The sequence below is a fragment of the Dyella sp. BiH032 genome, from assembly GCF_031954525.1.
Lineage (GTDB): Bacteria > Pseudomonadota > Gammaproteobacteria > Xanthomonadales > Rhodanobacteraceae > Dyella_D.
Genome location: NZ_CP134867.1, coordinates 2,034,179 through 2,058,964, shown reverse-complemented (window position 1 = coordinate 2,058,964; position 24,786 = coordinate 2,034,179). Strand labels below are relative to the sequence as shown.

At 67.0% G+C, this 24,786-nt stretch carries 16 protein-coding genes; 6 read left to right on the top strand and 10 right to left on the bottom strand.

Annotation, left to right across the window (positions count from 1 at the left end; genetic code table 11):
• Positions 1 to 63: 63 nt before the first annotated feature.
• Positions 64 to 1,761, top strand: a complete 1,698-nt coding sequence (locus tag RKE25_RS09050; protein ID WP_311841906.1) for a diguanylate cyclase — start codon at positions 64 to 66, stop codon at positions 1,759 to 1,761.
• Positions 1,762 to 1,824: 63 nt separating this feature from the next.
• Here RKE25_RS09050 and RKE25_RS09045 read toward each other — a convergent pair whose 3' ends face one another.
• From RKE25_RS09045 to RKE25_RS09020, 6 genes are all read right to left on the bottom strand, one after another.
• Positions 1,825 to 2,382 (bottom strand): Ivy family c-type lysozyme inhibitor, encoded by a 558-nt coding sequence (locus RKE25_RS09045; RefSeq protein ID WP_311841905.1) that lies wholly within the window; start codon positions 2,380 to 2,382, stop codon positions 1,825 to 1,827.
• 86 nt (positions 2,383 to 2,468) lie between these two features.
• Positions 2,469 to 4,736: a thiamine pyrophosphate-dependent enzyme gene (locus tag RKE25_RS09040; protein WP_311841904.1), complete on the bottom strand. Its 2,268-nt coding sequence runs from the start codon at positions 4,734 to 4,736 to the stop codon at positions 2,469 to 2,471.
• A 74-nt stretch (positions 4,737 to 4,810) separates the two neighbouring features.
• Positions 4,811 to 5,296, bottom strand: coding sequence for a hypothetical protein (locus RKE25_RS09035; protein ID WP_311841903.1), 486 nt, complete (start codon positions 5,294 to 5,296; stop codon positions 4,811 to 4,813).
• 8 nt (positions 5,297 to 5,304) lie between these two features.
• Positions 5,305 to 5,859, bottom strand: a complete 555-nt coding sequence (locus RKE25_RS09030) for a GNAT family N-acetyltransferase (RefSeq protein WP_311841902.1) — start codon at positions 5,857 to 5,859, stop codon at positions 5,305 to 5,307.
• A gap of 1 nt (position 5,860) precedes the next feature.
• The gene (locus tag RKE25_RS09025; protein WP_311841901.1) at positions 5,861 to 7,030 is read right to left on the bottom strand and encodes an acyl-CoA dehydrogenase family protein; all 1,170 of its coding nucleotides are present in this window, start codon (positions 7,028 to 7,030) and stop codon (positions 5,861 to 5,863) included.
• A 558-nt stretch (positions 7,031 to 7,588) separates the two neighbouring features.
• Positions 7,589 to 8,653 carry an IS30 family transposase gene (locus tag RKE25_RS09020; RefSeq protein WP_311838249.1) on the bottom strand — a complete coding sequence of 355 codons (1,065 nt, stop codon included), beginning with the start codon at positions 8,651 to 8,653 and terminating at the stop codon, positions 7,589 to 7,591.
• 697 nt (positions 8,654 to 9,350) lie between these two features.
• On the opposite strand from RKE25_RS09020, the gene RKE25_RS09015 reads away from it, so the two are divergent.
• From RKE25_RS09015 to RKE25_RS09005, 3 genes are all read left to right on the top strand, one after another.
• Entirely contained in the window at positions 9,351 to 10,226 is an 876-nt protein-coding gene (locus RKE25_RS09015) for a DMT family transporter (protein WP_311841900.1), read from the top strand.
• 151 nt (positions 10,227 to 10,377) lie between these two features.
• Positions 10,378 to 10,890 carry a hypothetical protein gene (locus tag RKE25_RS09010; RefSeq protein ID WP_311841899.1) on the top strand — a complete coding sequence of 171 codons (513 nt, stop codon included), beginning with the start codon at positions 10,378 to 10,380 and terminating at the stop codon, positions 10,888 to 10,890.
• Positions 10,891 to 11,023: 133 nt separating this feature from the next.
• Positions 11,024 to 11,170: a hypothetical protein gene (locus tag RKE25_RS09005; protein WP_311841898.1), complete on the top strand. Its 147-nt coding sequence runs from the start codon at positions 11,024 to 11,026 to the stop codon at positions 11,168 to 11,170.
• Positions 11,171 to 11,247: 77 nt separating this feature from the next.
• Here RKE25_RS09005 and RKE25_RS09000 read toward each other — a convergent pair whose 3' ends face one another.
• From RKE25_RS09000 to RKE25_RS08990, 3 genes are all read right to left on the bottom strand, one after another.
• Positions 11,248 to 12,177 carry a 5'-nucleotidase gene (locus RKE25_RS09000; protein ID WP_311841897.1) on the bottom strand — a complete coding sequence of 310 codons (930 nt, stop codon included), beginning with the start codon at positions 12,175 to 12,177 and terminating at the stop codon, positions 11,248 to 11,250.
• 97 nt (positions 12,178 to 12,274) lie between these two features.
• A complete protein-coding gene (locus RKE25_RS08995; protein ID WP_311842365.1) occupies positions 12,275 to 13,036 on the bottom strand; it encodes an NAD kinase in 762 nt (253 codons plus the stop codon).
• 143 nt (positions 13,037 to 13,179) lie between these two features.
• Positions 13,180 to 18,111 carry an NAD-glutamate dehydrogenase domain-containing protein gene (locus RKE25_RS08990; RefSeq protein WP_311841896.1) on the bottom strand — a complete coding sequence of 1,644 codons (4,932 nt, stop codon included), beginning with the start codon at positions 18,109 to 18,111 and terminating at the stop codon, positions 13,180 to 13,182.
• Between the two features lie 686 nt (positions 18,112 to 18,797).
• On the opposite strand from RKE25_RS08990, the gene RKE25_RS08985 reads away from it, so the two are divergent.
• Both RKE25_RS08985 and RKE25_RS08980 read left to right on the top strand, forming a co-directional pair.
• Positions 18,798 to 20,009, top strand: a complete 1,212-nt coding sequence (locus RKE25_RS08985; RefSeq protein ID WP_311841895.1) for an efflux RND transporter periplasmic adaptor subunit — start codon at positions 18,798 to 18,800, stop codon at positions 20,007 to 20,009.
• 15 nt (positions 20,010 to 20,024) lie between these two features.
• Entirely contained in the window at positions 20,025 to 23,246 is a 3,222-nt protein-coding gene (locus RKE25_RS08980; RefSeq protein WP_311841894.1) for an efflux RND transporter permease subunit, read from the top strand.
• Between the two features lie 119 nt (positions 23,247 to 23,365).
• On the opposite strand, the gene RKE25_RS08975 is transcribed toward RKE25_RS08980, so the two are convergent.
• Positions 23,366 to 24,526 (bottom strand): acyl-CoA dehydrogenase family protein, encoded by a 1,161-nt coding sequence (locus RKE25_RS08975; RefSeq protein WP_311841893.1) that lies wholly within the window; start codon positions 24,524 to 24,526, stop codon positions 23,366 to 23,368.
• Between the last annotated feature and the right edge of the window lie 260 nt (positions 24,527 to 24,786).

Here is a 24,786-nt window from a genome sequence, read left to right as displayed (position 1 = left end):
GGGCACGAAGGGGGGCTTCGGGTGCGGGCTGGCGGAACATGCGGATCACAAGCATGGCGGCGTGTGCTGGCCATCGTGCTGCTCCTGCTCGCCCCGCTGAAGGCCGTGCCGGCCTCCGCACTGGACGGCGCGTGGCGCGAGGCGCGCCCGGGCGACACGCCGGCCAGCGTGTGGGCCGCCTACGACCGCGGCGAGTTCCACGCCTTCGATCCGGATCTGCTGAACCGGGTCAGCCGGCCTGGCCAGGCCGGCTGGGTCGTGCTCCGGCCACCGCCCTCGGCGGTCGCCGAGGAACATGCGCTGACCGTCTATCCGCCGCCGCTCGCGCCCGTCACCTTGTATCGGCACGGCCTGCCGCCGCAGCGGATGGCCCTGGACGATTTCGACGCCCCGATGCACGGACACGGCCGGCTCGCCTGGCGACTCGGCGCCGACGGGATTCCGTCCGAACCCTTGCTGCTGCGATTCGAGGCCGATGCCACCGGCGCCACGCCGGTGCGCTTCGAATGGACGCCGTGGAGCGACTACCTGCGCGAAGACGCGCGTTGGCTGATGCTTTCCAGCGCGTGCTTCGCCGTCATGCTCGCCATGGCGGTCATGACCTCGTGCCTGGCGCTCATGCTGCGCGACGCCACCTTCGCCTGGTATGCGGGCTACGTGGTCTGCTACGGCATCATCCAGGGCATCCAGACCGGCTACGTGTTCCATCCGATGGAATGGACCTGGCTGGCCGGCACGGCCTCGCTCATCGGGCCGGCCGCGGCGCTGTTGTCGATGGCGTTCGCGGCGGCGTTCGTGGCCCGCTTCTGCGAGCTGGAGCGTTTCTCGCCGCCGCTTCACGCCTGTGCGCTCGCGCTGGCGCTGGGCATGCCGCCGCTGGTCGTGATGCGCATCAGCCGCGTGGACGCGCTCGCGGCCGCATCGCGGGCCCTGCTCTATCCCGTACTGATCATCGGCGCGGTCCTGCTGCTCTACGCGGGCCTCGTCGCCGCCTGGCGCGGATCGCGCCCGGCGCGCTACTTCCTGCTCGGCTTCACGCCCCTGCTCGCGCTCACCGCAATGAACAGCGCGCAGGCCAGCGGAGTGCTGCCCGGCATGAACTGGCTCGGCGACGCCGCACTGGTGGCCGGCGCCTTCCAGGCCATCGTGCTGGCGCTGGGCCTGGCCGACCACGCCTTGGCCATGCGCCACGACACTGACGTCGTCCGCGAGCTGGCCGACGTCGACGCCCTCACCCAGGTACTCAACCGCCGCGCCTGGAGCGAGAGGCTCCAGGCCGTGCTGGCCGCCGATCACCAGCCGGCAGCCCTGCTCTTCCTGGACCTGGATCATTTCAAGGCGCTCAACGACTGCCTCGGCCACCGCGCCGGCGATCGCGCGCTGCTGGCGGTGGCCGGCGCACTGCGCCACGAATTGCGTCCGCAGGACCTGCTGGGCCGCTACGGCGGCGAGGAATTCGTCGCCGTGCTGCGCGACGTGGCGCAGGCGCAGGCCGTCCAGGTGGCGATCCGCCTGTGCCGCCGCGTCCATCGACTGGACATTCCCGTGGATGGAGACGGACGGCTGCTGACCGTCAGCGTGGGCATCGCGATGCGCCGGCCGGACGACACGCCGGAATCGCTCGTGGAACGCGCGGATCACGCGATGTACCGCGCGAAATTGGAAGGACGCAACCGGGTGCGCGTGGCCGTGAATCCGGGGACGGGCTGCGCGACCGCCTGGCCGGCAGGGGTGGTGGACGATCCCGCCCGGGAACGCTGACGACCCCGGGCGAGGCGGCGCTCCTCTTCATTTCAGAGGGAGCGCCTCGCTTGGCCGTCGCACTCACTCGGGGTAATAGAGCCTCTTCCTGAGCGCGTCCTTGAGCTGCTCGTCCGGCTCGCCCAGCCAGGTCAACTGGTCGTTGCTGGTATCGCTGACGTCGGCCGGCGCCTCGCCCTGGCGGCGGGCGAATACGCCCCACATGTCATGAGTCTTTTCGTCATATAGCAGCACGATGCGTTCGCTCGGACAATCGTGCGGCTTGCAGCCCGACGCGGCCTGCAAGGTCTTGCTGCCCACGGTTACGTTCTGCGCAGGCGTGGACGTACCGCCCTGCCGGGTCCACTCCGGCAGCTCCTTGGCACCAGCCAGCGCCTGGAACGCCGCGGCGAAATCCGGCCGCTGCAACAGGTCGAACAGATAGGGTCCCTTGGCGATCGGCTCGGCCGAAGAGGAGGCCTCCGCCGCGCTGCTGTCCGGCGCGGGCGCGAGATTCGATGCCGAAGCGGTGGCGGTCGTCGTCGGTGCAGGCCGCGGCGGGGCTTGCTCCGACTTGTCCTGCGTGCACGCGGCGGTGGCGAGGACCGAGGCGATCAGAAGCGCGTGAACGGCGTGTTTCATGGGTGCCTCCCTTCGTTCTGGCTCGAAGGAAGACGACCATACGGCGCGGGGACTGAATCGCCACCGTCCCCGCGCCGTGCGCTGCGTCACGCCATGCGTTCGGCGGCAGCGACGACTTCCGCTTCGCCCGGCAGTACCAGCAGGGCAGCGCCGGCCAGCGGCGTGTAGGTATCCGCACCCACCACGCGCTGCAACGGCGTAGCGCCGCAGCCGCCTTCGACGATGGCGGTGATGATGCCTTCACCGACGCCCGCGCTGCGGCGGCCTTCGTCGAGCACCAGGATGCGCTTCGCGCTACGCGCTTGCTCGACGATGAAACCGTCATTGAGCGGCGCCAGCCAGCGCAGGTCCACCACGCGCGTGCGCCAGCCGCGCTTCTTCCCGATCTCGCGCGCGGCGCGCAGCGCCATCGGCACGCCATTGCCGAAGGTGAAGACCACCAGGTCCTCGGCGCCGGCGTCGTAGACGCGGCCTTCACCCAGCGGCATCGCTTCGCCCGGCGCGGGATAGGCGAACTGCCACTGGCCGTCGCCGGCCTCGTGCAGGTCCTTGGTCATGTACAGCGCGATGGGTTCGAGGAAGGCGCACACGCGCCCGTCGACCTTCGCCAGCGCCATCAGCGTGCGCAGCATGGCGGCCGCGTCGTCGCCGCGGCTCGGGCAGCCCACTACCAGGCCGGGAATGTCGCGCAGCGCGGCGATCGAGTTGTCGTTGTGGAAATGCCCGCCGAAGCCGCGCTGATAGCCCAGCGAAGCCACGCGCATCACCAGCGGGTTGCGGTACTGATCGTTGGAGAAGAACTGCAGGCTGCAGGCCTCGCCGCGGATCTGGTCGCAGGCGTTGTGGAAATAGGCCAGGTACTGGATCTCGGGCAAGGGCAGCATGCCCATGTTGGCGTAACCCTGGGCCAGGCCGAGGATGATCGTCTCGTCCAGCAGCGTGTTGAACACGCGATTGCCTTTGAAGGTCTTGAACAGGCCCTTGGTGACGGTGTACACGCCGCCCTTCTGCGCCACGTCCTCGCCGAACAGCAGCGACTCGGGATACTTCGCCATCACGTCGTGCAGGGCCTGGCCGATCTGGATGGCCAAGTGCCGCGGCGGCTGCTTTTCGGGCAGCTTGTCCTCGCCGCCGAACACTTCCGCGCGGCGCGCGGCGTAGTCGGCGCGTTCGGCTTCGGCCTTCACCGCGGCCGGCGTGTACGGCGCGAGCGGCTTCATCACTTCGGCCAGCGAGCCCAGGCGCGGCCGGCGATCGGCATCTTCCGCCGCGGCGAAGCAGCGCTTGCGGGTGGTCTCGTAGAGTTCGAGCAGTGCGTCGCGCGTATACAGGCCGGACGCCAGCGCGATGTCGGCCGAACGCAGCAGCGGGTCGGTCGCCTCCAGCGCGAACAGCTCTTCCACACTGCGCCATTCGATCTCGAAATCGGTGCCGGCGTGGCCCATCACGCGCGTGGTGCGCAGGTGCAGGAAGGTCGGGCGGCGCGTGCGGCGGCAGTGTTCCACCGCGTCGCGCACCTGCGCATAGCCTTCGGCGAGATCGAGGCCATCGGCGAAGAAGTAATCCAGGTCCGGACGATGCCGGAAATTGTTCGCGATCCAGCCGCTCGGCGTCTTCACCGAGATGCCGATGCCGTTGTCCTCGCACACGAACAGCACGGGCGCGGGCAGTTTCTGGTAAGCCGTCCACGCCGCCGCGTTGAACGCGGTCTGCGCGCTCGCATGGTTGGACGAGGCATCGCCGAACGAGCAGATCGCGATGCTGTCGTCCGGAATCGGCAATGCATGGCCGATGCGGCGCGCCTGCTCGATCGCCACCGCCGTGCCGAACGCCTTCGGCAGGTGCGAAGCGATGGTCGAGGTCTGCGGCAGCACCCATAGCGGCTTGCTGCCCCACACTTTGTGGCGGCCGCCGGAGGCCGGGTCTTCCATGCTGGCGGCGAAGGACAGCGCCGAGTCCATCACCGGGTCCATGCCGGGCAGTTTGCGGAAGCGCTCGGCCATGAAGCCGCCGGAGCGGTAATGCAGGAAGGCGGGATCGGTATGGCGGGTCAGTCGCGCCACCATCGCATTGCCTTCGTGGCCGCTGGAGCCGATGGTGTAGAACACCTTGTTCTGCACGCGCAGCACACGCGCCATCAAGTCCAGATGGCGCGAGATGAGCTGCGACTCCAGCAATTCGCGAAAACCGCGCGCATCGAGCGCGCTGCCCGGCAGCACCGGCTCGCCGTCGTCGGGCGCGGCCTGCGCCCGGCCCTGCCACAGCTGCACGAACTCGATGAAGTTCTGGTCGACGATCTCGGCGCGGTTGAAGCCCTTGTGGCGGGCACTGAGGTTGAACGGGAGCGCGGTCATGGGGAGTCGGGTTCAATGTGTGATGAGCCGCGCAGCCGCGGCGGGAAAAGGAGCCGGCCAGGCCGGCGGAAACGTCAGCTGGCGCCCACCTCGGCGCCGCGGTCCAGCGCGCGCAACAGCGCGGCGCGGTGAAGGTCCTTCGGGCGGCCGAAGCTTTCGAGGATGCGGATCTGCTCGGCCACGCTCGGCACCGGCACGTCCACCCCGGCGACGCGGACAGACATCGTCTCGCCGACGGTGACCGGTTCCCAGCCCTGCTCCGCATGGAGTTCCAGCGCTCCCATCACTTCCACCGGCATGGCGGCGAAACGAAAGCGGCCGAAACGCGAGCGGAAGCGATCGGCGCCAGCGGGCTCGTAGGCCGGCTCGCGCCGATCGCGCCAGGCCTCGGCCAGGCGCGCGGCGTCTTCGGCGGTGGTCAGCAGGTCGAGGTCGGCCACGGTGACGTCCGCGCCGGCCAGACGAGCGGCGGCGCTGCCGATCAGGTGCCAGGGCTCGCGGCAAAGGCGCCGCAACTGCGGCACGGCTTCGGCGATGACTTGCTCCAGCGCATCGTGCATGGGTTTCCTCAGGCGCGCCGGCGCCACTCCTCGCGGGTCTGGCCCCAGATATCGATGGGTACGTCCTGGAACGGCTCGGGCAAGCGTCCCGGGCCCCGGTTGCGCGAGCCAAGCCGCATGGCGAGCGCCTGCGAGGCGGTGTTCTCTCGATCGATGCTGTGGATCACATCGGTCCAGCCGAGATGATCGAAGGCCCAATCGATGGCCGCGGCCGCCCCTTCCGCCGCATAGCCCTTGCCCCATGCGGACCGCGCTAGGCCCCAGCCCACTTCCGGACCCGGCCAGCCTTCCGGCTGCCACGGACCGAGCCGGCCGACCCATTGGCCGCTGCTTTTCTCGATCACCGAGAACATGCCGAAGCCCTGGATCGCCCACGCGCCCACCATGGTCAGGAACCCGCGCCATGCCACCGCGCGCGGCTGCTGCCCGCCGATGAAGCGCGCGGATTCCGCATCGGCCATGTTGGCCGCCCAGGCATCGAAGTCCTCGTCGCGCGGCGGACGCAGGATCAGCCGTTCGGTCTCGATGCGCAGGTCGACCCAGCTGGTGTGGGGCTTGGCCATCTCAGAACGCGTTGATGCCGGTCAGCTCGCGGCCGACCACCAGCTGATGCACGGTTTCGGTGCCCTCGTACGTGATGACCGATTCCAGGTTCAGCGCATGGCGGATGGCGACGTGCTCCGTGGTGATGCCCGCGCCGCCGAGGATGTCGCGGCATTCGCGCGCGATGTCGATGGCCATGCGGCAGTTGTTCCACTTGGCCAGCGAAACCTGCGTGGGCTGCATGGCGCCGGCATCCTTCAGGCGGCCGAGCTGCAGCGACAGCAGCTGCGCCATGGTGATGCGGCGGGCCATCTCGGCCAGCTTGATCTGCACGGCCTGATTGGAGGCCAGCGGGCGGCCGAACAGCACGCGCTCCTGCGTGTAGTCCAGCACTTCCTTCAGGCAGGCCTGCGCGGCGCCGATCGGGCCCCAGGTAATGCCGTAGCGGGCCTGGGTCAGGCAGCCCAGCGGGCCCTTGAGACCCTTCACGTTCGGCAGGCGGTTGGCTTCCGGCACGCGCACGTTGTCGAAGAACAGCGCCGAGGTGACCGAGGCGCGCAGGCTCATCTTCTTGTGCACTTCCTGCGCGGTGAAACCCGCGGTGTCCGTCGGCACGATGAAGCCCTGGATGCCGTCCTCGGTCTGCGCCCACACGATGGCGATGTGCGCGAGGTTGCCGTTGGTGATCCACATCTTGGCGCCGTTGATGACCCAGTCGCCACCGTCTTTCTTGGCGTTGGTCTTCATGTTGGCCGGATCGGAGCCGCCGTGCGGCTCGGTCAGGCCGAAGCAACCGATGATTTCGCCGGCGGCCATCTTGGGCAGGTAGTGCAGCTTCTGCTCTTCCGTGCCGTAGGCGTAGATCGGGTACATGCATAGCGAGCTCTGCACCGAGGCGAAGCTGCGCAGGCCCGAGTCGCCGCGCTCCAGTTCCTGGCAGATCAGGCCGTAGCTGACGCCGTTCATGCCGGCGCAGCCGTATTTCTCGGGAATGGTGGCACCCAGCAGGCCAAGGCCGGCGATCTCCGGAATCAGTTCCTTGGGAAACCGCCCCTGGTCGAACGCATCGCCGATGACCGGCAGCACCCTCTCGTCCACGAACCGGCCCACGGTGTCTTGCACCATGCGCTCCTCGTCGGTGAGCAGCGAGCGGACGTCGTACAGGTCGAGCGGGTTCAGGCGGGCGGACATGCGTATGTTCCGTGCGGTGGGTAGGAAGTTTTCGATTCTAGCCGGGGGGCTCGGGGTGGGTCATGACGAGGTGCAGCACTTGGGGGGTAGTTAGGTGGGGGGCTGTGAGGGTGGCCTGCAGGGGGCTTGCAGGCGGGGCCTCGTGAGTAGGGATTGACCTGGGCGCCGTGGGCGGTGGGTCTTTTCGGGGGTGCCGGCTGGGGGCCTGAACGGCTGGATGTTTGTTCTTGGCGTCGCGCGCCCAGCCCTAGCGACCCGACCCGGTTGTCGCCTCATGGCCTGCTTGGCGGCCGCCTTGCCTTTCTATGGCGTCATCCCGCCGCTGGCTGGGCGGAGTGCGTAGGTTGGGGTGAGTTTGCGAACCCCATTCGGGCGCTCAGGGTCGCCTTGCCCTTACCTACTCGTTATTCCGGCGTGGGCCGGAACCCAGGGGCGATATCGCTCGATTGTCGCGACGTGGTCGCCAGTCGTGTCTCGCCCCGTTGGGGCGAGGGTTTCGCTCTCCTGCCGGAGAGCGAGTTACTTCTTCTTGCTTGCCCAAGAAGAAGTAAGGCGGTGTCAATCTAGAAGTGCATCATCGATGGCCTGAGCGAGGTCATCGTGCCCCATGGCACGCATGAACATCTCCGCCGGACAGTGGTAGCCCAAGGTGGCTCGGGGCCGAAGGTTCATCTCCTGAGCGATGGCATCCAGCGCTCGCTGGCTATGCACGGACAGATCGGTGCCTTTAGGGAGGTACTGCCGCAGCAGGCCGTTGGTGTTTTCGCAGATGCCCCGCTGCCAGGGGCTGCGCGGATCGGCGAAATAAATGCTCAAGCCGGTACGTTCGGACAAGGTCTTGTACAGCGCCATTTCCTTGCCCTGGTCATAGGTCAGTGTCTGGCGAAGCTCCGGCGGCACGCCCTGGAAGGCGCGACTGAAGCCCTCCAGCGCCTCCTGGGCCGAACACCCCTTCATCTTGACCAGCTTCAGGAACAAAGTGCGTCGATCCACCAGCACCCCCACCGACGATCGGTTACGCGCCCCCTTGAGGAAGTCGCCTTCCCAATGGCCTGGTAACAGGCGCTCGTTGGCCTCCGGCGGGCGGTCATGAATACTCGGCAGATCCTGCATGCGGCCGCGCCGGTTCGCCCCTTGGCCACGCGGACGGCGTGCGCACTTGTGTTGGCGCAGCAAGGCCACCAGCTCACGCCGCAGTTCGCCACGCGGCATGGCATAAATCGCGGTGTAGATCGTCTCATGGGACACGTGTTTGGCCGGCTCGTCAGGATGCTGCCGGCGCAGTGTGCGGCTCACTTCTTGCGGTGACCAGCGGCGCGCTAACAGCTGGCGCACCAGGGGCCACAAGACCCCATCACGATGTAGCTTGCGCCGTCGGCGTGCCTTGCGCGCGAGCCGTCGAGCCCGCGCACCGGCACGGCGGGCGTCATAGCCAAGTGTCGGACGACCCATGCGCGGACGCTCCGCCGGTTCGCGGTGCCCATTACGCGCCAATTCCCGGGAAATCGTGCTAGCCGAACGGCCTAGCAGCCGTGCCAGCTGCCGAGCGCTCTCGCCGCGTGCCTTGCCCACCATGATCGCGCCCCGTTCTTCGGCGCTCAGATGGCTGTAATGCTGTCCCATGCATCACCGTGTCGTGGGGGTGGTGCACTTGATGTTAGAGACCGCCTAACCAAGAAGAAGGGCCCCCTGCGCGGCGCCCTCCGCAGCCTTCGCTGCTGCGGGTGCGTTGAGGGCTGGCCGGGCTTTTCGACAGGGCATCCATGCCCTGATCGAAAAGGCGGGGGCGTCCTGCCCCCGCCCCGCTTCGCGGGCCTGATCGTCCAGCCCTCACCGCCGCGAAGGGAACCCGGAAGATCAAGAGCGACACGGAGCGTCGCTTCGCTCGCTCTTGTTTTTGTTTTGCTTGCCTCGGTATTCACTTCTCCTTCTCCCCTCCGGGCGACCCGTAGGTAGTCCCCGTGGGAGAGAAGGCGGGATGAGGGGCGGGGGCTCGCGGGAACGCGTCGATGAAGCGACGCCTCACGCCTAGTTCCCCAAAAGCTCACCGCATCACCGCTCCGTAGCTCTCTCACCGGAACGGAGAGCGCGCAGAATAAAGTGCCATAGCCCCATCTCTTCCCCCTTCCAGGGAAAAGATGCCGGTCCCACGAAAACTCCCTCCGGCCACAGCAGATGAGAGGCGAGTGCTCGCGACAACGCCGCCACCCCAACTCACCAAACCAAGCTGGACAACGGCAATGACATCCGCCGAGTGTCATTGATCGCCACGACTGTGGGACCATGCCTGCCTCCCCCGCCGTCCCTCCGGATCATCCCCATGATCAAAGGTGTTCTGCTGGGCTTCGCCTGCTACGCGGCCTACGCGATCAGCGATGCCTTCGTGAAATCGCTGCATGGAACGCTGCCTGCCTATGAGGCCGTGTTCTTCGGTGCGGTGCTGATGCTTTCGGCACTGCCCTTCATCCGCAAGCCGGGGGATCGCTGGATCGAGGTGTTCAAGGCCCGCAAGCCGGTGCTGTGGTGGACGCGGGCGGTATCGGGGGCGATCAGCAACATCTCCGCGGTGATGGCTTTCACCGCGCTGCCGATGGCGGAAGCGTTCGCGCTGATCTTCCTGCTGCCGATCTTCGTGACCCTGCTTTCCGTGCTGTTCCTCAAGGAGCACGTCGGCTGGCGCCGCTGGTCCGCCGTCGTGGCGGGTTTCGTGGGTGTGCTGGTGGTGTTGCGTCCGGGGTTTCGTGCGCTCAGCGGCGGACATCTGGCCGCGATGGTGTGCGGTCTGTCAGGAGCGGTATCGGTGGTCGCGCTGCGCATGGCCGGAGCGCACGAAAAACGGCTGAGTCTTTACGGCGCCGGCGTGATCGGGCCGCTGCTGGTCGGCGGCTTGCTGATGCTGTCCGACTTCGTCTGGCCGAGCTTCCATCAATGGCTGCTCCTGGCCGGCTATGGCCTGCTCGCCGGGTTGGCCGGCGTGCTCCTGATGCTCGCCACGCAGCACGCGCCCGCCAACCGCGTCGCGCCCACCCAGTACAGCCAGATGCTGTGGGCCATCGGCTTCGGCTATTGGCTGTTCGGCGATCACCTGGACTGGCCCATGCTCATCGGCATCGCGCTGATCCTCGGCTCCGGCCTGTTCACGCTCGTGCGCGAAGGCCAGGTCACTTCATGGTGGCGGCGAACGCGGCTGGTGTAGCCGCGCCACGCCTACAAGACGCGCGGCTTTTCCTCGTTTCCTTGCCGGCCTGAGCCTACGCAACGCGGTCGCATCGGCCGGCAGCGAAGGCATGGGCCGATATCGCTCAATGGTCATGCGCCGATCGGGCGCATCTTCGCTAGGAGAACCCATGACCATTCGCTCCCTGCTGGCCTCGTGCACGGCCATCGCGTGCCTCGCCTTCGGACTGCCCCATGGCGACGCGCACGCCGCCATGACGCGCTCCACGACCGAAACACCTGCCTACGTCGACATGCACAGCTACCTGCCCACCTGGCAGGAACGCGATGCTTGGCTGGGGGTGATCTACCAGCTGAAGGTGAACTTCGACGACATCTGCGGCGATACCTTCTGCGAGGGGGAATATTCGAATCTCGAAGCCCTCAGGTACACCTGCTCGGCCAATACCACGACCGGCCAGGTGGGTGAATGCCGCTTCGTGTTCGCCGCCAGCTCCGAGGAAGTGGATCCGGATACCGGCAAGGTCCGGTCGGCGGTCCATCAGTGGCAATGCGCCAGCCCGCTCGCTCCGGGCACGGACGCGCGGCAACTAGTCGCTGCCCTGCAGGGCTCCAGGCCGCTGTGGGCGACGCTCCCCGGCACCAGCACGACGCTGTATGAAGGGCTGACGGGCTGCCTCTAATCCGCGCCAGCGTCGCCGCAAGGTGTTTTTTGCGTCTTTTCCACCCTGGCTTTACGGCTCAACGTGTACTTGCGGCCTGCTGCCCGCCGGGCAGGCCCGCGCCTCGGGGAAACCAGGGGCTGGAATGAGCGCTATGGGAAGCACGCAGCGATTCTGGGAAATGGACGAAGGCCCCGCCGCGCGCATGGCGGGAAAAAACCGGCCCTGGCCGGACCCATACGATGAGGAAGAAGGGGAAGATCTCGAGCTGCCCGACGAGTTCTACGACGAGGACGAGTAGTCGCGTAGCGTCCTCGCTCCCTACCCGACGGGAACACTTGCCGCCCGGAGCGCCGACCCGGGCGGTTTTTTGCGCGCTCAGCGATTGCTGACGCCATGCGGAACGTGCCCCGCAGCCACGTACTTGCGCGCGGATTCGACGTTGGCCGGCGAATCGTCGAAGAAGATGTCAGCGCCGAAGGCTTCCAGGAACGGCCCCTTGTCGCGCCCGCCGAGGAACAAGGCTTCGTCGATGCGCACGCCCCAGCGCCGCAACGTGAGAATCACCCGCTTGTGCGCCGGCGCGGAACGCGCGGTGACCAAGGCCGTACGGATCGGTGAACTTTCCGCCGGAAAAGCGGCCTGCAGTCGATGTACCGCGGTAAGGAAGCCGCGGAACGGCCCGACCGATAGCGATTCTTCCGCCCGCTCACGCTCGTTGCGGTGGAACGCTTCCAACCCCTCCTCGCGGGATACGCGCTCGCCTTCGTCGCCGAAGATAACTGCGTCGCCATCGAAGGCGATGCGCAACTGCTCGGTCGCGCGCGGCGGTGCCACGGAAGGAAGAATGGTTGCTGCGGCTACTCCGGCGGCAAGGGCACGGCCCACGTCCTCGGCATTGGCGGAGAGAAACAGGTCAGCCTTGAAAGGCGCGATGTAATCCGAGGTCGGCGCGCCGCTGGTGAACGCGGCGCGGCTGATATCCAGGCCGTAATGCTGGATCGCGTTAAAAATGCGCAGCCCCGTGTCACCCGAATTGCGCGACAGCAGGATCACCTCCACCGGCGGCACATCGCCGGCCAGCTTGTTGAGGCCCAACAGCTTCTGCACCAGCGGAAACGCCACGCCCGGCTTGAGGATCTCGTTCTCGTGGTCGATCTGGAAAGCGCGATACGCGTCCAGTCCCTCCCGCTCGAACAGGTCGTGGCTGTCGCCCAGGTCGAACAGGGCGCGCGAGGAGATCGCCACCACCAGCCGGTTGTCGCTGGCAGAAGCGGGATCGTGGGCATCGTTGGGCATGGTGGTCATGGCGTTCCGTGCGAAGCGGATGCCCGCAATCTAGCAAACCGCGGAAACGGCTGCCGGTGCCGGCGCTGCGGCGGCTCTCCGACTGCGCGGACGGTGGTCAATCCTGCGCGAACTGCTCGTCCAGGATCCGCTGCTCCAGATTGTGTTCCGGATCGAACAGCAAGCGCACGCCGGGGCCATCCGATTGCTTCACGGTGACCTCGCGCACGTCGCGGACCTCATGGAAATCGGCGGTGGCGCTGACCGGCCGCTTGTTCGGATCGATCACCCGCAGGCTGACTTGGGTGCGATGCGGAAGGATCGCGCCGCGCCAGCGTCGCGGGCGGAACGGGCTGATCGGCGTGAGCGCCAGTACGTTGGCATCGAGCGGCAGGATCGGTCCGTGCGCCGAGAGGTTGTAGGCCGTGGAACCGGCCGGGGTGGAAACCAGGATGCCATCGCACACGAGCGTTTCCAGCTTCACCGCCTCGTTGAGCTTCACTTCCAGGTGCGCGGCCTGATTGCTCTGGCGCAACAGGGACACCTCGTTGAAGGCCAGCGCATGGTGGGTCTCCCCCTTGGCGCAGACCACGTCCATCTCCAGCGGAAAAAGCACCGCCGCATGAGCGCGCTCGATGCGTCCCGGCAAGTCGTCCACGCGATGCTTGTTCATCAGGAAGCCGACGCGCCCCAGCTTCATGCCGTACACCGGCCGCCCCAGATGGCGGTACGCATGCAAGGTACGCAGCATGAAGCCATCGCCGCCCAGGGCTACGATCGCATCCGCCTGCTCCGGTGGGATGTCGCCATAGCGATCGACCAGTTTCCGACGGGCCTGCTGGGCGATCGAGGTCTCGCTGGCGACGAAGGTGTAGGCCATGGGTGGCATGCGGCGGCTAGGGTGGGCGGCCAGTTGAGCGTAGATGGACGAAGGGCGCAAGACCGTCTCCGGTCCGCGCCCTTCGCTCATGCATGATTCCGGCGATCCGCCGCTCCGACGGAGGAGCGGCGGATCGGACGGTCTTACGGATTCACTGGCACCGCCGCCAGCAAGGCCAAGCGGCGCACTGCGACCAACGCGGTCGGGTAGTCGGCGTTCTGGTTGATCTCCGCCAGCATGTTGCGGGTGTTCTTGAGCGTGAGGTCGTCGCGCTGCAGCCATGCCTGCACCGGCGAGGCGTCCTTGCTCGTCCCGGTCATCGCCAGCACCTGCAAGGCCAGTGCGCGGTGCTGGTGATTGAGCTCGTCCAGCAGCGAACCGCGGGCCTGCGCGTGCCAGTAGCCTTCCACCGGCAGCGACTCGATCTGCTTGCGCAGCCATTCCAGGCCAAGGGCCTCGCCCAGCTCGTAGAACACGCTCGCGACCTTGGCGATCGGCTCGCCGCTCTGCTGCGAGACTTCCACGATGTCGAGCATCGCGCGCATTTCGGGCACGCGGGCCAGACGGGCGGCGAGGTCGGCCGGCACGCCCATGCCGTCCCATTTCTCCTGGCTGGTGGAGAAGTCGGCCTTGCCGGTTTCGGTGAGTGCGTCGGGCAGCGCCTCCAGCAGCGCGGTGACGCCGGCCTGGTAGCGCTCCACGTTCGCGGCGATCTCCAGCGTGCCGCCCGGACGGTTGAGCAGCCAGCGCGTGAGATGGCGCAGCAGCGACCAGATCTGCAGGATCGCGTCGATCTGCGTGTTCTCGGCCACCTTGCTGTCCAGCGCCTCGATCTCCGCCCACAGATCGCGCGCACCGAGGATCTCGCGCGCGGCCGTGTAAGCCTTGGCGATGGCCGCCGGCCCCTGCCCGGTGTCCTCCTGCATGCGCATCATGAAGGTGGCGCCCATGCGGTTGATCGTCGAGTTGGTCACCGCGGTGGCGATGATCTCGCGCTTCAGGCGATGGCGCTGCATGTGCTCGGCGTACTTGTCGTGCAGCGGCTCGGGGAAGTAGCGCACCAGCTCCTTGGAGAGGTACGGGTCTTCCGGCACGTCGGAGTCGAGCAGCTGCTGGTACAGCTTGATCTTGTCGTACGACAGCAGCACCGAAAGCTCCGGACGGGTCAGGCCCTGGCCGCGTGCCTTGCGTTCGGTCAGCTCCGTCTCGCTGGGCAGGTTCTCGACCTGGCGGTCGAGCAGGCCTTCGCTCTCCAGCTGGCGGATGAAGTGCGCCATCGAACCCAGGCGGCGCACCGACTGGTGCTCCATCAAGGTGATCGCCTGGTTCTGGCGGTAGTTGTCCCACAGCACCAGCTGCCCGACCTCGTCCGTCATTGCGGCCAATTGCTGGTTGCGCGCGGCGGTGTCCAGCTCGCCGCGCTGCACGGCGTCATCGAGCAGGATCTTGATGTTCACCTCGTGATCGGAGGTATCCACGCCGGCGGAGTTGTCAATGAAGTCCGTGTTGAGCAGCACGCCGTGCTGGGCAGCCTCGATGCGGCCCTTCTGGGTGAAGCCCAGGTTGCCGCCCTCGCCCACCACCTTGCAGCGCAGCTCCGCGCCGTTGACGCGCAGGCCGTTGTTGGCGCGGTCGCCTACGTCGGCATGGCTCTCGCTCGCCGCCTTCACGTAGGTGCCGATGCCGCCGTTCCAGAGCAGGTCCACGGGTGCCTTGAGGATGGCGTTGAGCAGCTCGTTCGGCGCCATCTGGGTCACCTCGGCCTTGATGCCAAGCGCGGCGCGTACTTCGGGCGACACCGGGATGGCCTTGAGCGTACGCGGGTAGATGCCGCCGCCCGCCGAGATCAGCGACTTGTCGTAGTCGTCCCAGCTCGAACGCGGCAACTTGAACATGCGTTCGCGTTCCACGAACGAACGCTCCGCGTCCGGGTTCGGGTCAAGGAAGACGTGCCGGTGGTCGAACGCGGCGACCAGCCGGATGTGACGCGACAACAGCATGCCGTTGCCGAACACGTCGCCGGACATGTCGCCGATGCCCGCGCAGGTGAAGTCCTGCGTCTGGCTGTCGCGGCCGAGCGCGCGGAAGTGGCGCTTGACCGATTCCCACGCCCCCTTGGCGGTGATGCCCATGCCCTTGTGGTCGTAGCCGTTGGAGCCGCCCGAGGCGAATGCGTCGCCCAGCCAGAAGCCGTGCTCCAGCGAGATGGCGTTGGCGATGTCGGAGAACGTCGCCGTGCCCTTGTCGGCGGCCACTACCAGGTACGGATCGTCCGCGTCGTGGCGCACCACGTCATGCGGCGGCACCACTTTGCCTTCCACCAGGTTGTCGGTGATGTCCAGCAGGCCGCTGATGAACATGCGATAGCAGGCGATGCCCTCGGCCAGCTGCGCGTCGCGATCGCCGCCGACGGGCGGGCGCTTCACCACGAAGCCGCCCTTGGAACCCACCGGCACGATCACCGTGTTCTTCACCATCTGCGCCTTCACCAGGCCCAGCACTTCGGTGCGGAAATCCTCGCGTCGGTCGGACCAGCGCAGGCCGCCGCGCGCCACCGCACCGAAGCGCAGGTGGATGCCTTCCACGCGCGGCGCGCTCACGAAGATCTCGCGGTACGGCACGGGCTTCGGCAAGTCGGGCACGCGGTGCGAATCGAACTTGAAGCTGATGTAACCGCGGTAGGCGCCCTCCCATTGCTGGAAGAAGCTGGTGCGCAAAGTGGCGCGGATCAGCGCCACGAAACTGCGCAGGATGCGGTCGTCGTCCAGGCTGGAGACGTTCTCCAGCAGCACGCCGATGGTTTCCTCCACTACCTTGCCCTGCTCGGCGCGCGGCGCGGACAGCGCGGCCACCAGGCCATCGATGAGAGCCGGATGCGCGGTGCGTACGCTTTCCGGAATCAGCGCGCGCATCTCGCCCGAGAGCGCCTCCCCGGCCTTCTTCAGCTCATCGGCCGACAGGCCCTCGCGACGAGGGTCGAACTTGGCCAGGAACAGCTCCACCAGCAGGCCGGCGATGGCCGGATAGCGGTTGAAGGCGTCTTCCATGTAGTTCTGCGAGAACGCCACGCCCGTCTGCAGCAGATACTTGCAGTAGCCGCGCAGCATGGCGATCTGGCGCCAGCTCAGCTTGGCGCCGAGCACCAGACGGTTGAAGCCGTCGTTCTCGGCGTTGCCGCGCCAGATGTGCTCGAAGGCATCCTCGAACAACGAGCCGACCTGCTCCACGGTGAAAGCGAGGTTGCCGACCGGCTGCACCTCGAAGTCCTGGATGAACAGCGGCGTGCCGCCGGTCTTCACTTCGTAGACGTGCTCGGTGAGCACGCGCAGGCCGAGGTTCTCCAGCTGCGGCAGCACTTCGGACAGCGCGATGTCGGTGCCGCTGCGATAGACCTTGAAACGCAGTTCTTCCGGACGCTGCTCCGGGTGATAGAAGGACATGCGCACCGCGTCGTCGCCCTTCAGCAGGGACAGCTGGCGCACGTCCTCGGCGGCCGCCGCAGGCAGCACGTCTTCCACGTAGCCGGCCGGCAGCGACTTGCCGTAGCGGTTCGCGAGCACCACGCCATCGTGGTCGCCCATCAGCTTGCAGAGCGCGTCGCGCAGGTCGTCGTGCCAGTTGCGCACGATGGCGGCGACGCCCTGCTCCAGCGCGACGGCGTCGAAGTTCACGTGATCGCCGATCTTCGGACGCACCACGATGTGCAGGCGCGCCAGCGCGGCTTCGCCCATGAGTACGGAGGAATCGGTCTGTTCGCCGTGCAGCGCATCGCGCAGCAGGCCTTCGATGCGCTCGCGCACCGTGGTGTTGAAGCGCTCGCGCGGCACGAACACCATGCAGGTGAAGAAGCGGCCGTAGCGGTCGCGACGCACGAACAGGCGAGTGCGGGCGCGCTGACGCAGGTCGAGGATGCCGAGGGCGGTGGCGTACAGCTCGTCCTCGTTGCTCTGGAACAGCTCGTCGCGCGGCAGCGTCTCGAGGATGTTGCGCAGGGACTTGCCCGAGTACGAATCGCGCTTCAGGCCGGAGCGCTGCAGCACCGCCTCCACGCGCTGGCGCACCAGCGGCACGTCCTGCGGACGCGCCATGTAGGCATTGGAGGAGAACAGGCCCAGGAAACGGTGCTCGGCGACCGGCTTGCCGTTGGCGTCAAAGCGCAGCACGCCGACGTAGTCCATGTGGCCGGGGCGATGCACGTGCGAGCGCGCATTGGTCTTGGTCAGGATGATCGCGTCGGTGGAGCCGGACTGCGGCAGCTCGCTGGCCACCAGGCTGCGCAGCGAGCGCGGGGCCATCGAACGTTCCTGCTTGTGCAGGATGCCCAGGCCCGAGCTCTCGATCGAGCGCAGCACTTCGTCGCCGTCGGCCTGGGTGACTTCGTATTCGCGGTAACCGAGGAAGGTGAAGTTGTCGTCGGCCAGCCAGCGCAGGAATTCGGCAGCCTCTTGCACCGATTCGGCGTTCAGCGGCAGCTGGCGGTTGGGCAGGTCGTCGGCGATGGACAGCGCCTTGTCGCGCATGCGGGCCCAATCGGCCACGGCGGCGCGTACGTCCTCCAGCGAGGATTCGACCTGCGCCTTCAGTTGCGCCATTTCCGCCTCGTCGGCCAGGCGGTCGATCTCGAAATGCATGACGGACTCGGGCGCGCCGTCGTCCGTACCCAGGCGCTGCAAGCGGCCCGAGGCATCGCGCGCGGTCTTCACCACGGGATGGATCACCGCGTGGATCTGCAGCTTGGCGGACACGATCATGCTCACCGTGTCGACGAGGAACGGCATGTCGTCGGTGACGATCTGTACCACGCTGCGGCCGGCATGACCGGTCTGGGGGTTGATCACGCGCACCGAGGCGCGGCCGGGCTGGCGCTGCTGCGCGAAGCCGAGCAGATCCGCGATCAGCGCGGCCCATTCGGCCGCGGTATGCAGCTCCACGTCGCTCGCGGCGGCGCGAGCAAAGAAAGCGCTGATAAAAAATTGCGCCTCATCAAGGCGCTGGGTGGGGAATCCGCTCTTTTTCAGTTCTTCCAGAACTTCCGCCTGGATCGGTTTATCGCTGGCCGCACGAATCGCGTTCATGGCATCTATTTTGTGGTGGGACGGAGGTGGGGCAGAAAAGCCGCAAAAGGATACGCTCGCCCCCGGGGGATAGCCACCTGCATTGCGGCAATCACTTCAGCGTGCGGTTCGGTAATCGAGCTTGTGCGCACGTGCGCGCGCCTGATGTGCATGCGCCATGCGCAGCGAAGCGATGCGCACATGGACTCGATGCGTCGCATGGATGTCACGTCGGCGTCATGGCATGCGCGCATCAAAGGAGCGTTCGGATGCCATCCGTGGGCCCAAGACCGTTGCGTCGCAGCATGCGCGTATCTGCTTTGCTTTTCGCCACCGCCGAGTGCCGTCGATGGCAACCGGCAGGCCAAGGCGGGAAAAGGTGGAGTCCGGCCGGCGCTCGATACCAGCCGGAGCTGCGACCATGCGCGGCCGCACGGTCCACCTCACACCCCGTCACGCTCTCTTCGCGAGGAAAACACGAAGAATTCAGGGCTAGACCATTCGTCAAAGCAAATTGTAAACTGGCCGGTATAGTCAAGCCCGCTGCCGGTCTGGAGCGCCACATGCGTTGTTCACAGCCGTCGCTCCGCCACAAGCGGGACGAGCGGCACTAGGCAGGCATGTTGCGCCACGGAAAGCTACGCGCTTGGCGGCCGATCCGGGGATCGGCGAGACCCGCACACCCGATACCTATAAATGGAGTCCCCATGAAGTCCTCGTCATTGCGCACACCCCTGTTGTGCCTTGGCCTGCTGGCGCTGGCCGCCTGCGGAGGCAAGAAGGAACAAGGCCCGCCCCAGATGCCGCCCCCTGAAGTGGGTGTCGTCAAGGCCCAGCCGGTCTCCGCTCCGCTCAACAAGGACCTGGTGGGACGCCTCTCCGCCTTCCGCAGCGCCGACGTGCGGGCCCGCGTGGCCGGCGTGCTGCTCAAGCGGGTCTATGAGGAAGGCACGGACGTCAAGAAGGGCCAGGTGCTGTTCGAGATCGATCCCTCGGTCTACCAGGCCAACCTGAATTCCGCCCAGGCCAATCTCGCTTCGGCGCAGGCCACCTACGCCAACGCCCACAAGGCCGCCGAGCGTACGCGCCAGCTGCGTCCGCAGGGCTATGTCTCGCAGGCCGACCTGGATGCCGCCGAAGCCAGCGAGCGCAGCTCGGCCGCCGCGGTGAAGCAGGCGCAGGCCGCGGTGGAAAGCGCGCGCATCAGCCTCGGCTTCACCCGCGTCACCGCGCCGATCGATGGCCGCGCGGGCCAGCAGCAGGTCACCGAAGGCGCCATCGTGGGCAACGGCAGCGCCGATACCGGTGCCAGCTCGACCCTGCTGACCACGGTCGACCAGCTCGATCCGCTGTACGTCAATTTCACCGTCAGCGCTTCCGACCTGGACCGCCTGCGTCGCGCCCAGGCCGCGGGCAATGTCGCCCTCAGCGATCCGAACAAGACCACCGTGCAGATCGTGCTGCCGGACGGCAGCAAGTACGACCAGCAGGGCACGCTCGACTTCTCCGGCGCCACGGTCGATCCGACCACCGGCACGGTGAGCCTGCGCGCGCAGCTGGCCAACCCGGACAAGCGCCTCCTGCCGGGCACCTACGTCACCATCAAGGCGAACCTGGGCGAACAGAAGAACGTGTTCCTGGTGCCGCAGCAGGGCGTCGCCCGCGACGTCGCCGGTGCCTACGTGCTGGTGGTGAACCAGGAGGGCAAGGTCGAGCGCAAGAACATCACCGCCAACGACCTGAGCAATGGCAACTGGATCGTCACCCAGGGCCTTGCCACGGGTGACCAGGTGATCGTGTCGGGCCTCCAGGCCGTGCAGCCGGGCGCCCCCGCCAAGGCGTCGCCGTGGACGCCGGGCAAGGACGCCGCTCCGCCGAACGGTGCGCCGGGCGCTCAGCCCGCGGCCGGCAAGCACTGACGGGAGTCGATCGACATGCCCAGTTTTTTCATTGACCGCCCGATTTTCGCGTGGGTGGTAGCGATCCTCATCACCATGGTCGGCACGATTGCGATGCTGAACATGGGTATCGAGTCCTACCCCAACATCGCGCCGCCCCAGGTGGTGGTGTCGGCGACCTTCCCCGGCGCCAACGCGGATACGGTGGAGAAGAACGTCACCCAGGTGATCGAGCAGCAGCTCACCGGCATCGATCACCTGCTGTACTTCAGCTCCTCCTCCAACGCCAACGGCTCGGCGACCATCACCCTTACCTTCGAGACGGGCACCAATCCCGACATCGCCCAGGTGCAGGTGCAGAACAAGGTCTCGCTGGCCCAGCCGCGCCTGCCCACCGCCGTGACCCAGCAGGGCGTGGTGGTGGCGAAGAACAACCCGGACTTCCTGATGTTCGTGTCGCTGGTCTCCACCAACCCGGAGATCGACGGCAACCGCCTGGCCGACATCATTGCCTCGCAGGTGGCCGACCAGGTCGGCCGCATCCCCGGCGTGGGCAGCACCCGCGTGATCGGTGCCGAGTACGCCGTGCGCATCTGGCTGAATCCGGACAAGCTGCAGGGCTACGGTCTCTCGGCCAGCGCGGTGCGCGACGCCGTCGCGGCGCAGAACGTGCAGTTCGCCGCCGGTTCGCTGGGCGCCGACCCGGCCCCGGCCGACCAGGGCTTCACCGCCACGGTGTCGGCGGAAGGCCGCTTCTCCTCGCCCGAGCAGTTCGGCGGCATCATCCTGCGCGCCAACAGCGATGGCACCGTGGTGCGCCTGAGCGATGTGGCCCGCGTGTCCTTCGGTCCGCAGACCTACGGCCTGGTGTCGACCTGGAACGGCCAGCCCGTGGGTGGCCTCGGCGTGCAGCTGCTGCCGGGCGCCAACGCGCTCGACGTGGCCACCGCCGTGCGCGCCAAGATGGACGAACTGGCCAGGGATTTCCCGCAGGGCGTGTCCTGGTTCGCGCCGTACGACACCACGCCGTTCGTGAAGGTGTCGATCAATGAAGTGGTGCACACCCTGGTCGAGGCGATCATCCTCGTCTTCCTGGTGATGCTGATCTTCCTGCAGAACATCCGCGCCACCATCATCCCCACCCTGGTGATCCCGGTCGCGCTGCTGGGTACCTTCATCGGTCTGATCGGGCTGGGCTTCACCATCAACCAGCTGACCTTGTTCGGCATGGTGCTGGCGATCGGCATCGTGGTGGACGACGCGATCGTGGTGATCGAGAACGTCGAACGCATCATGACCGAGGAGCACCTCCCGCCGAAGGAGGCCACCCGCAAGGCCATGAGCCAGATCACTGGCGCTGTGGTGGCGATCACCGTGGTGCTGGCGGCCGTGTTCGTGCCGTCCGCGCTGCAGGCGGGCGCCTCCGGCGTGATCTACAAGCAGTTCGCGCTGACCATCGCGGTGTCGATGGGCTTCTCGGCCTTCCTCGCGCTGTCGTTCACTCCGGCGCTGTGCGCCACCATGCTGAAGCCGACCCACGACGAGAAGAAGAACGTCGTGTACCGCGGCTTCAACCGCATGTTCGACTGGGTCACCCACACCTACAGCGGCCACATCTCCAGTGCCGCGCGGCATGCGCCGCGCTGGATGATCATGTTCGCGCTGATCGCTGCGCTCGCCGGCTTCCTGTACACCAAGCTACCCACCAGCTTCGTGCCCAGCGAAGACCAGGGCTTCGCGCTGGCCATCGTGAACCTGCCGCCGGGCGCCACCATCAAGCGCACCGAGCAGGTGATGGCCGAGATGCGCGAGCGCCTGAAGAACAGCCCGCTGAACGACTCCATCGTCGGCATGTACCAGATCAGCGGCTTCAGCTTCGTGGGCCAGAGCGAAAGCGCGGGCATGGCCTTCATCAAGCTCAAGGACTGGAGCGAGCGAAAGATCACGGCCGATGAGCTGATCCTGCAGGCCAACGGCGTGCTGCATGGCATCCGCGACGCCCAGATCTTCGTGGTGAACCTGCCGACCATCCGCGGCCTCAGCCAGTTCGGCGGCATCGACATGTACCTGCAGGCCCGCGCCGGCCAGAGCCACGGCGAGCTGATGCAGGCCATGGGCATGGTGCTGGGCAAGTCCCAGGGCAACCCGGCGCTGTTGGGCACGCGCCCGAACTCGCTGCCCGATGCCCCGCTGTGGGACATCAAGGTGGACCGCGTGCAGGCCGAGTCGATGGGTCTTTCGGTCAGCGACGTATACACGGCGATCCAGCTCACCCTGGCACCGATCTACGTCAACGACTTTGTGTACGGCGGCCGCGTGAAGCGCGTCTACATGCAGGCCGACCAGCCCTTCCGCATGGGGCCGGATGCGCTGCAGCACGTGTTCTCGCCCAGCTCGCTGGCGAACGCGGGCACGAACGGCACGACGCGTTCGGCAACCAATCCGTACAACATGATCCCGATCTCCAGCGTGGTGCATTCCGACTGGGGCACCGGCTCGCCCGCCCTGACCCGCTACAACGGTTATGCGGCGGTCGAGATCGTGGCCAGCGAAGGCAAGGGCTACTCCACCGGCCAGGCCATGGCGGCGCTGCAGAACATCGTGGACAACGACCTGCCCAAGGGCTTCGGCGCCGATTGGACCGGCCAGTCCTACCAGGAAATCCTGGCGGGCAACTCGGCCACCCTGCTGCTGGTGCTGTCGATCGTGATCGTGTTCCTCTGCCTCGCGGCGCTGTACGAGAGCTGGTCGATCCCGGTGGCGGTGCTGCTGGTAGTGCCGCTGGGCCTGCTCGGCACGGTGGTGTTCTCCATGCTGCGCGGCCTGCCGAACGACATGTACTTCAAGATCGGCATGATCACGGTGATCGGTCTGGCGGCGAAGAACGCCATCCTGATCGTGGAATTCGCGGTCGAGCAGCAGCAACAGGGCAAGTCGTTGTTCGATGCGGTGGTCACGGCCTCCCGCCTGCGACTGCGTCCGATCCTGATGACCTCGATGGCGTTCATCCTGGGCGTGTTCCCGCTGGCGATTTCCACCGGCGCGGGTGCGAACTCCCGCCACTCGATCGGCACGGGCGTGATCGGCGGCATGCTGTTCGCCACCTTCCTCGGCCTGCTGCTGATCCCGGTGTTCTACGTGGTAGTGCGCCGTGCGCTGGGTGACAAGCTCGATGAGGCATCACGCAACCTGCCGCATCACGGCGGCGGCGACGGCGATATGAAGCCGTTCGATTCGGACCCGCGACGCGGGCACTGATCGCCACTCGCACTACCGGAGCCCCGGCCGCAAGGCCGGGGCTTTTTCTTTCCGGCGCCCCAAAGAAAACGCCCGGCGGTCGCCCGCCGGGCGTTCCCGTTCGACGCTTGCTAGAGACCTCAGCGCAGCCCGGTCTCCGCGCGTGCGATCACCAGGCGCTGGATCTCGCTGGTGCCTTCGTAGATCTCGGTGATCTTGGCGTCGCGGAAGTAGCGCTCCAGCGGCATTTCCTTGGAATAGCCCATGCCGCCATGGATCTGTACCGCCTGGTGCGCGATCCACATCGCCGCCTCGGAAGCGACCAGCTTGGCCACGGAGGCCTCGGTGCCGAAACGGCCGCCGTTCTTCTCGGCCTGCCCCTTGGTCCAGGCGGCGCGCAGGGTCAGCAGCGTGGCGGCGTCGAGCTTGCACTTCATGTCGGCGATCTTGGCCTGGGTCATCTGGAAGCTGCCGATCGCCTGGCCGAACGCCTTGCGGTCGCGCGACCACTGCAGGGTGGCCTCGTACGCGGCGCGGGCGATGCCCACCGCCTGCGAAGCGATGCCGATGCGGCCGGCGTCGAGCACGCCCATCGCAATGGAGAAGCCCTTGCCCTCATCGCCCAGCAGGCAGTCCTTCGGGCACACATAGTCGGTGAATTCGATCTCGCAGGTGGCCGAGGCGCGGATGCCGAGCTTGGGCTCGGTCTTGCCGGCGTGGAAGCCCGGCAGCTGCGTGTCGATCAGGAAGGCCGACACGCCCTTGGCACCGATGCCCGGCGTGGTGATGGCGAACAGGATGATGTAGCGCGCCACCGGGCCGGAGGTGATCCAGCTCTTCTTGCCGTTGATGACCCAGTCGCCGTTCGCGTTCTTGGTGGCGCGCGTATGCATGGCCGACGCATCCGAACCGGACTGCGGCTCGGTCAGCGCATAGGCGCCGATCGCCTCGCCCTGCGCGATGGCGCGTACGAACTTCTGCTTCTGCTCCTCCGTGCCGTGCTTGAGGATGCCGTTGCAGAACAGCGAATTGTTCACCGACATGATGGTCGAGGTGGCCGCATCCGCCGCGGCGATCTCGATCATCGCCAGCACGTAGGCGATCGGGTCCATGCCCGCGCCACCGTATTCGTGCGGCACCTCGATGCCCATCAGGCCGAGCTGGCCCATCTCGCGAATGTTGTCCAACGGGAATTCGCCCTTGGCATCCAGTTCGGCGGCGACCGGCACGATGCGCTTCTGCGCGAAATCGCGGGCGATGGACTGAATCGACAGCTGGTCTTCGGTAAAGCTGAAATCCATGGGGAACTCCGGAAACGGGGCAGAAGAATGAGGCGAGCCGGACATTTTAGCGGGCAGGTGAAAAAGGCCCGTGTGCGCTGCAACAGAGAGGGGGGCCGATCGCATCGCCAGAGTGCCGCACGAGCGCGACTGCGCGTCTCGCGAAAGCTCAGGAGCGCACGGCACGGCGAACTGCCGTTCGCACCCGCACCGCATGCAAACGTCCGCCGCTACCGCAGCGGTCTTCCGCCTCTTGACGCCCCACGCCGCCCGCCCTAGCC

Bases quoted from the DNA above. Each gene is read 5' to 3' on its own strand.
- RKE25_RS09000 (WP_311841897.1), bottom strand. From the start codon at position 12,177: ATGACCACCATGCCCAACGATGCCCACGATCCCGCTTCTGCCAGCGAC.
- RKE25_RS09005 (WP_311841898.1), top strand. From the start codon at position 11,024: ATGGGAAGCACGCAGCGATTCTGGGAAATGGACGAAGGCCCCGCCGCG.
- RKE25_RS09030 (WP_311841902.1), bottom strand. From the start codon at position 5,859: ATGGCCAAGCCCCACACCAGCTGGGTCGACCTGCGCATCGAGACCGAA.
- RKE25_RS09020 (WP_311838249.1), bottom strand. From the start codon at position 8,653: ATGGGACAGCATTACAGCCATCTGAGCGCCGAAGAACGGGGCGCGATC.
- RKE25_RS09035 (WP_311841903.1), bottom strand. From the start codon at position 5,296: ATGCACGATGCGCTGGAGCAAGTCATCGCCGAAGCCGTGCCGCAGTTG.
- RKE25_RS08985 (WP_311841895.1), top strand. From the start codon at position 18,798: ATGAAGTCCTCGTCATTGCGCACACCCCTGTTGTGCCTTGGCCTGCTG.
- RKE25_RS08975 (WP_311841893.1), bottom strand. From the start codon at position 24,526: ATGGATTTCAGCTTTACCGAAGACCAGCTGTCGATTCAGTCCATCGCC.
- RKE25_RS09045 (WP_311841905.1), bottom strand. From the start codon at position 2,382: ATGAAACACGCCGTTCACGCGCTTCTGATCGCCTCGGTCCTCGCCACC.
- RKE25_RS09025 (WP_311841901.1), bottom strand. From the start codon at position 7,030: ATGTCCGCCCGCCTGAACCCGCTCGACCTGTACGACGTCCGCTCGCTG.
- RKE25_RS08980 (WP_311841894.1), top strand. From the start codon at position 20,025: ATGCCCAGTTTTTTCATTGACCGCCCGATTTTCGCGTGGGTGGTAGCG.
- RKE25_RS09040 (WP_311841904.1), bottom strand. From the start codon at position 4,736: ATGACCGCGCTCCCGTTCAACCTCAGTGCCCGCCACAAGGGCTTCAAC.
- RKE25_RS08990 (WP_311841896.1), bottom strand. From the start codon at position 18,111: ATGAACGCGATTCGTGCGGCCAGCGATAAACCGATCCAGGCGGAAGTT.
- RKE25_RS08995 (WP_311842365.1), bottom strand. From the start codon at position 13,036: ATGGCCTACACCTTCGTCGCCAGCGAGACCTCGATCGCCCAGCAGGCC.
- RKE25_RS09015 (WP_311841900.1), top strand. From the start codon at position 9,351: ATGATCAAAGGTGTTCTGCTGGGCTTCGCCTGCTACGCGGCCTACGCG.
- RKE25_RS09010 (WP_311841899.1), top strand. From the start codon at position 10,378: ATGACCATTCGCTCCCTGCTGGCCTCGTGCACGGCCATCGCGTGCCTC.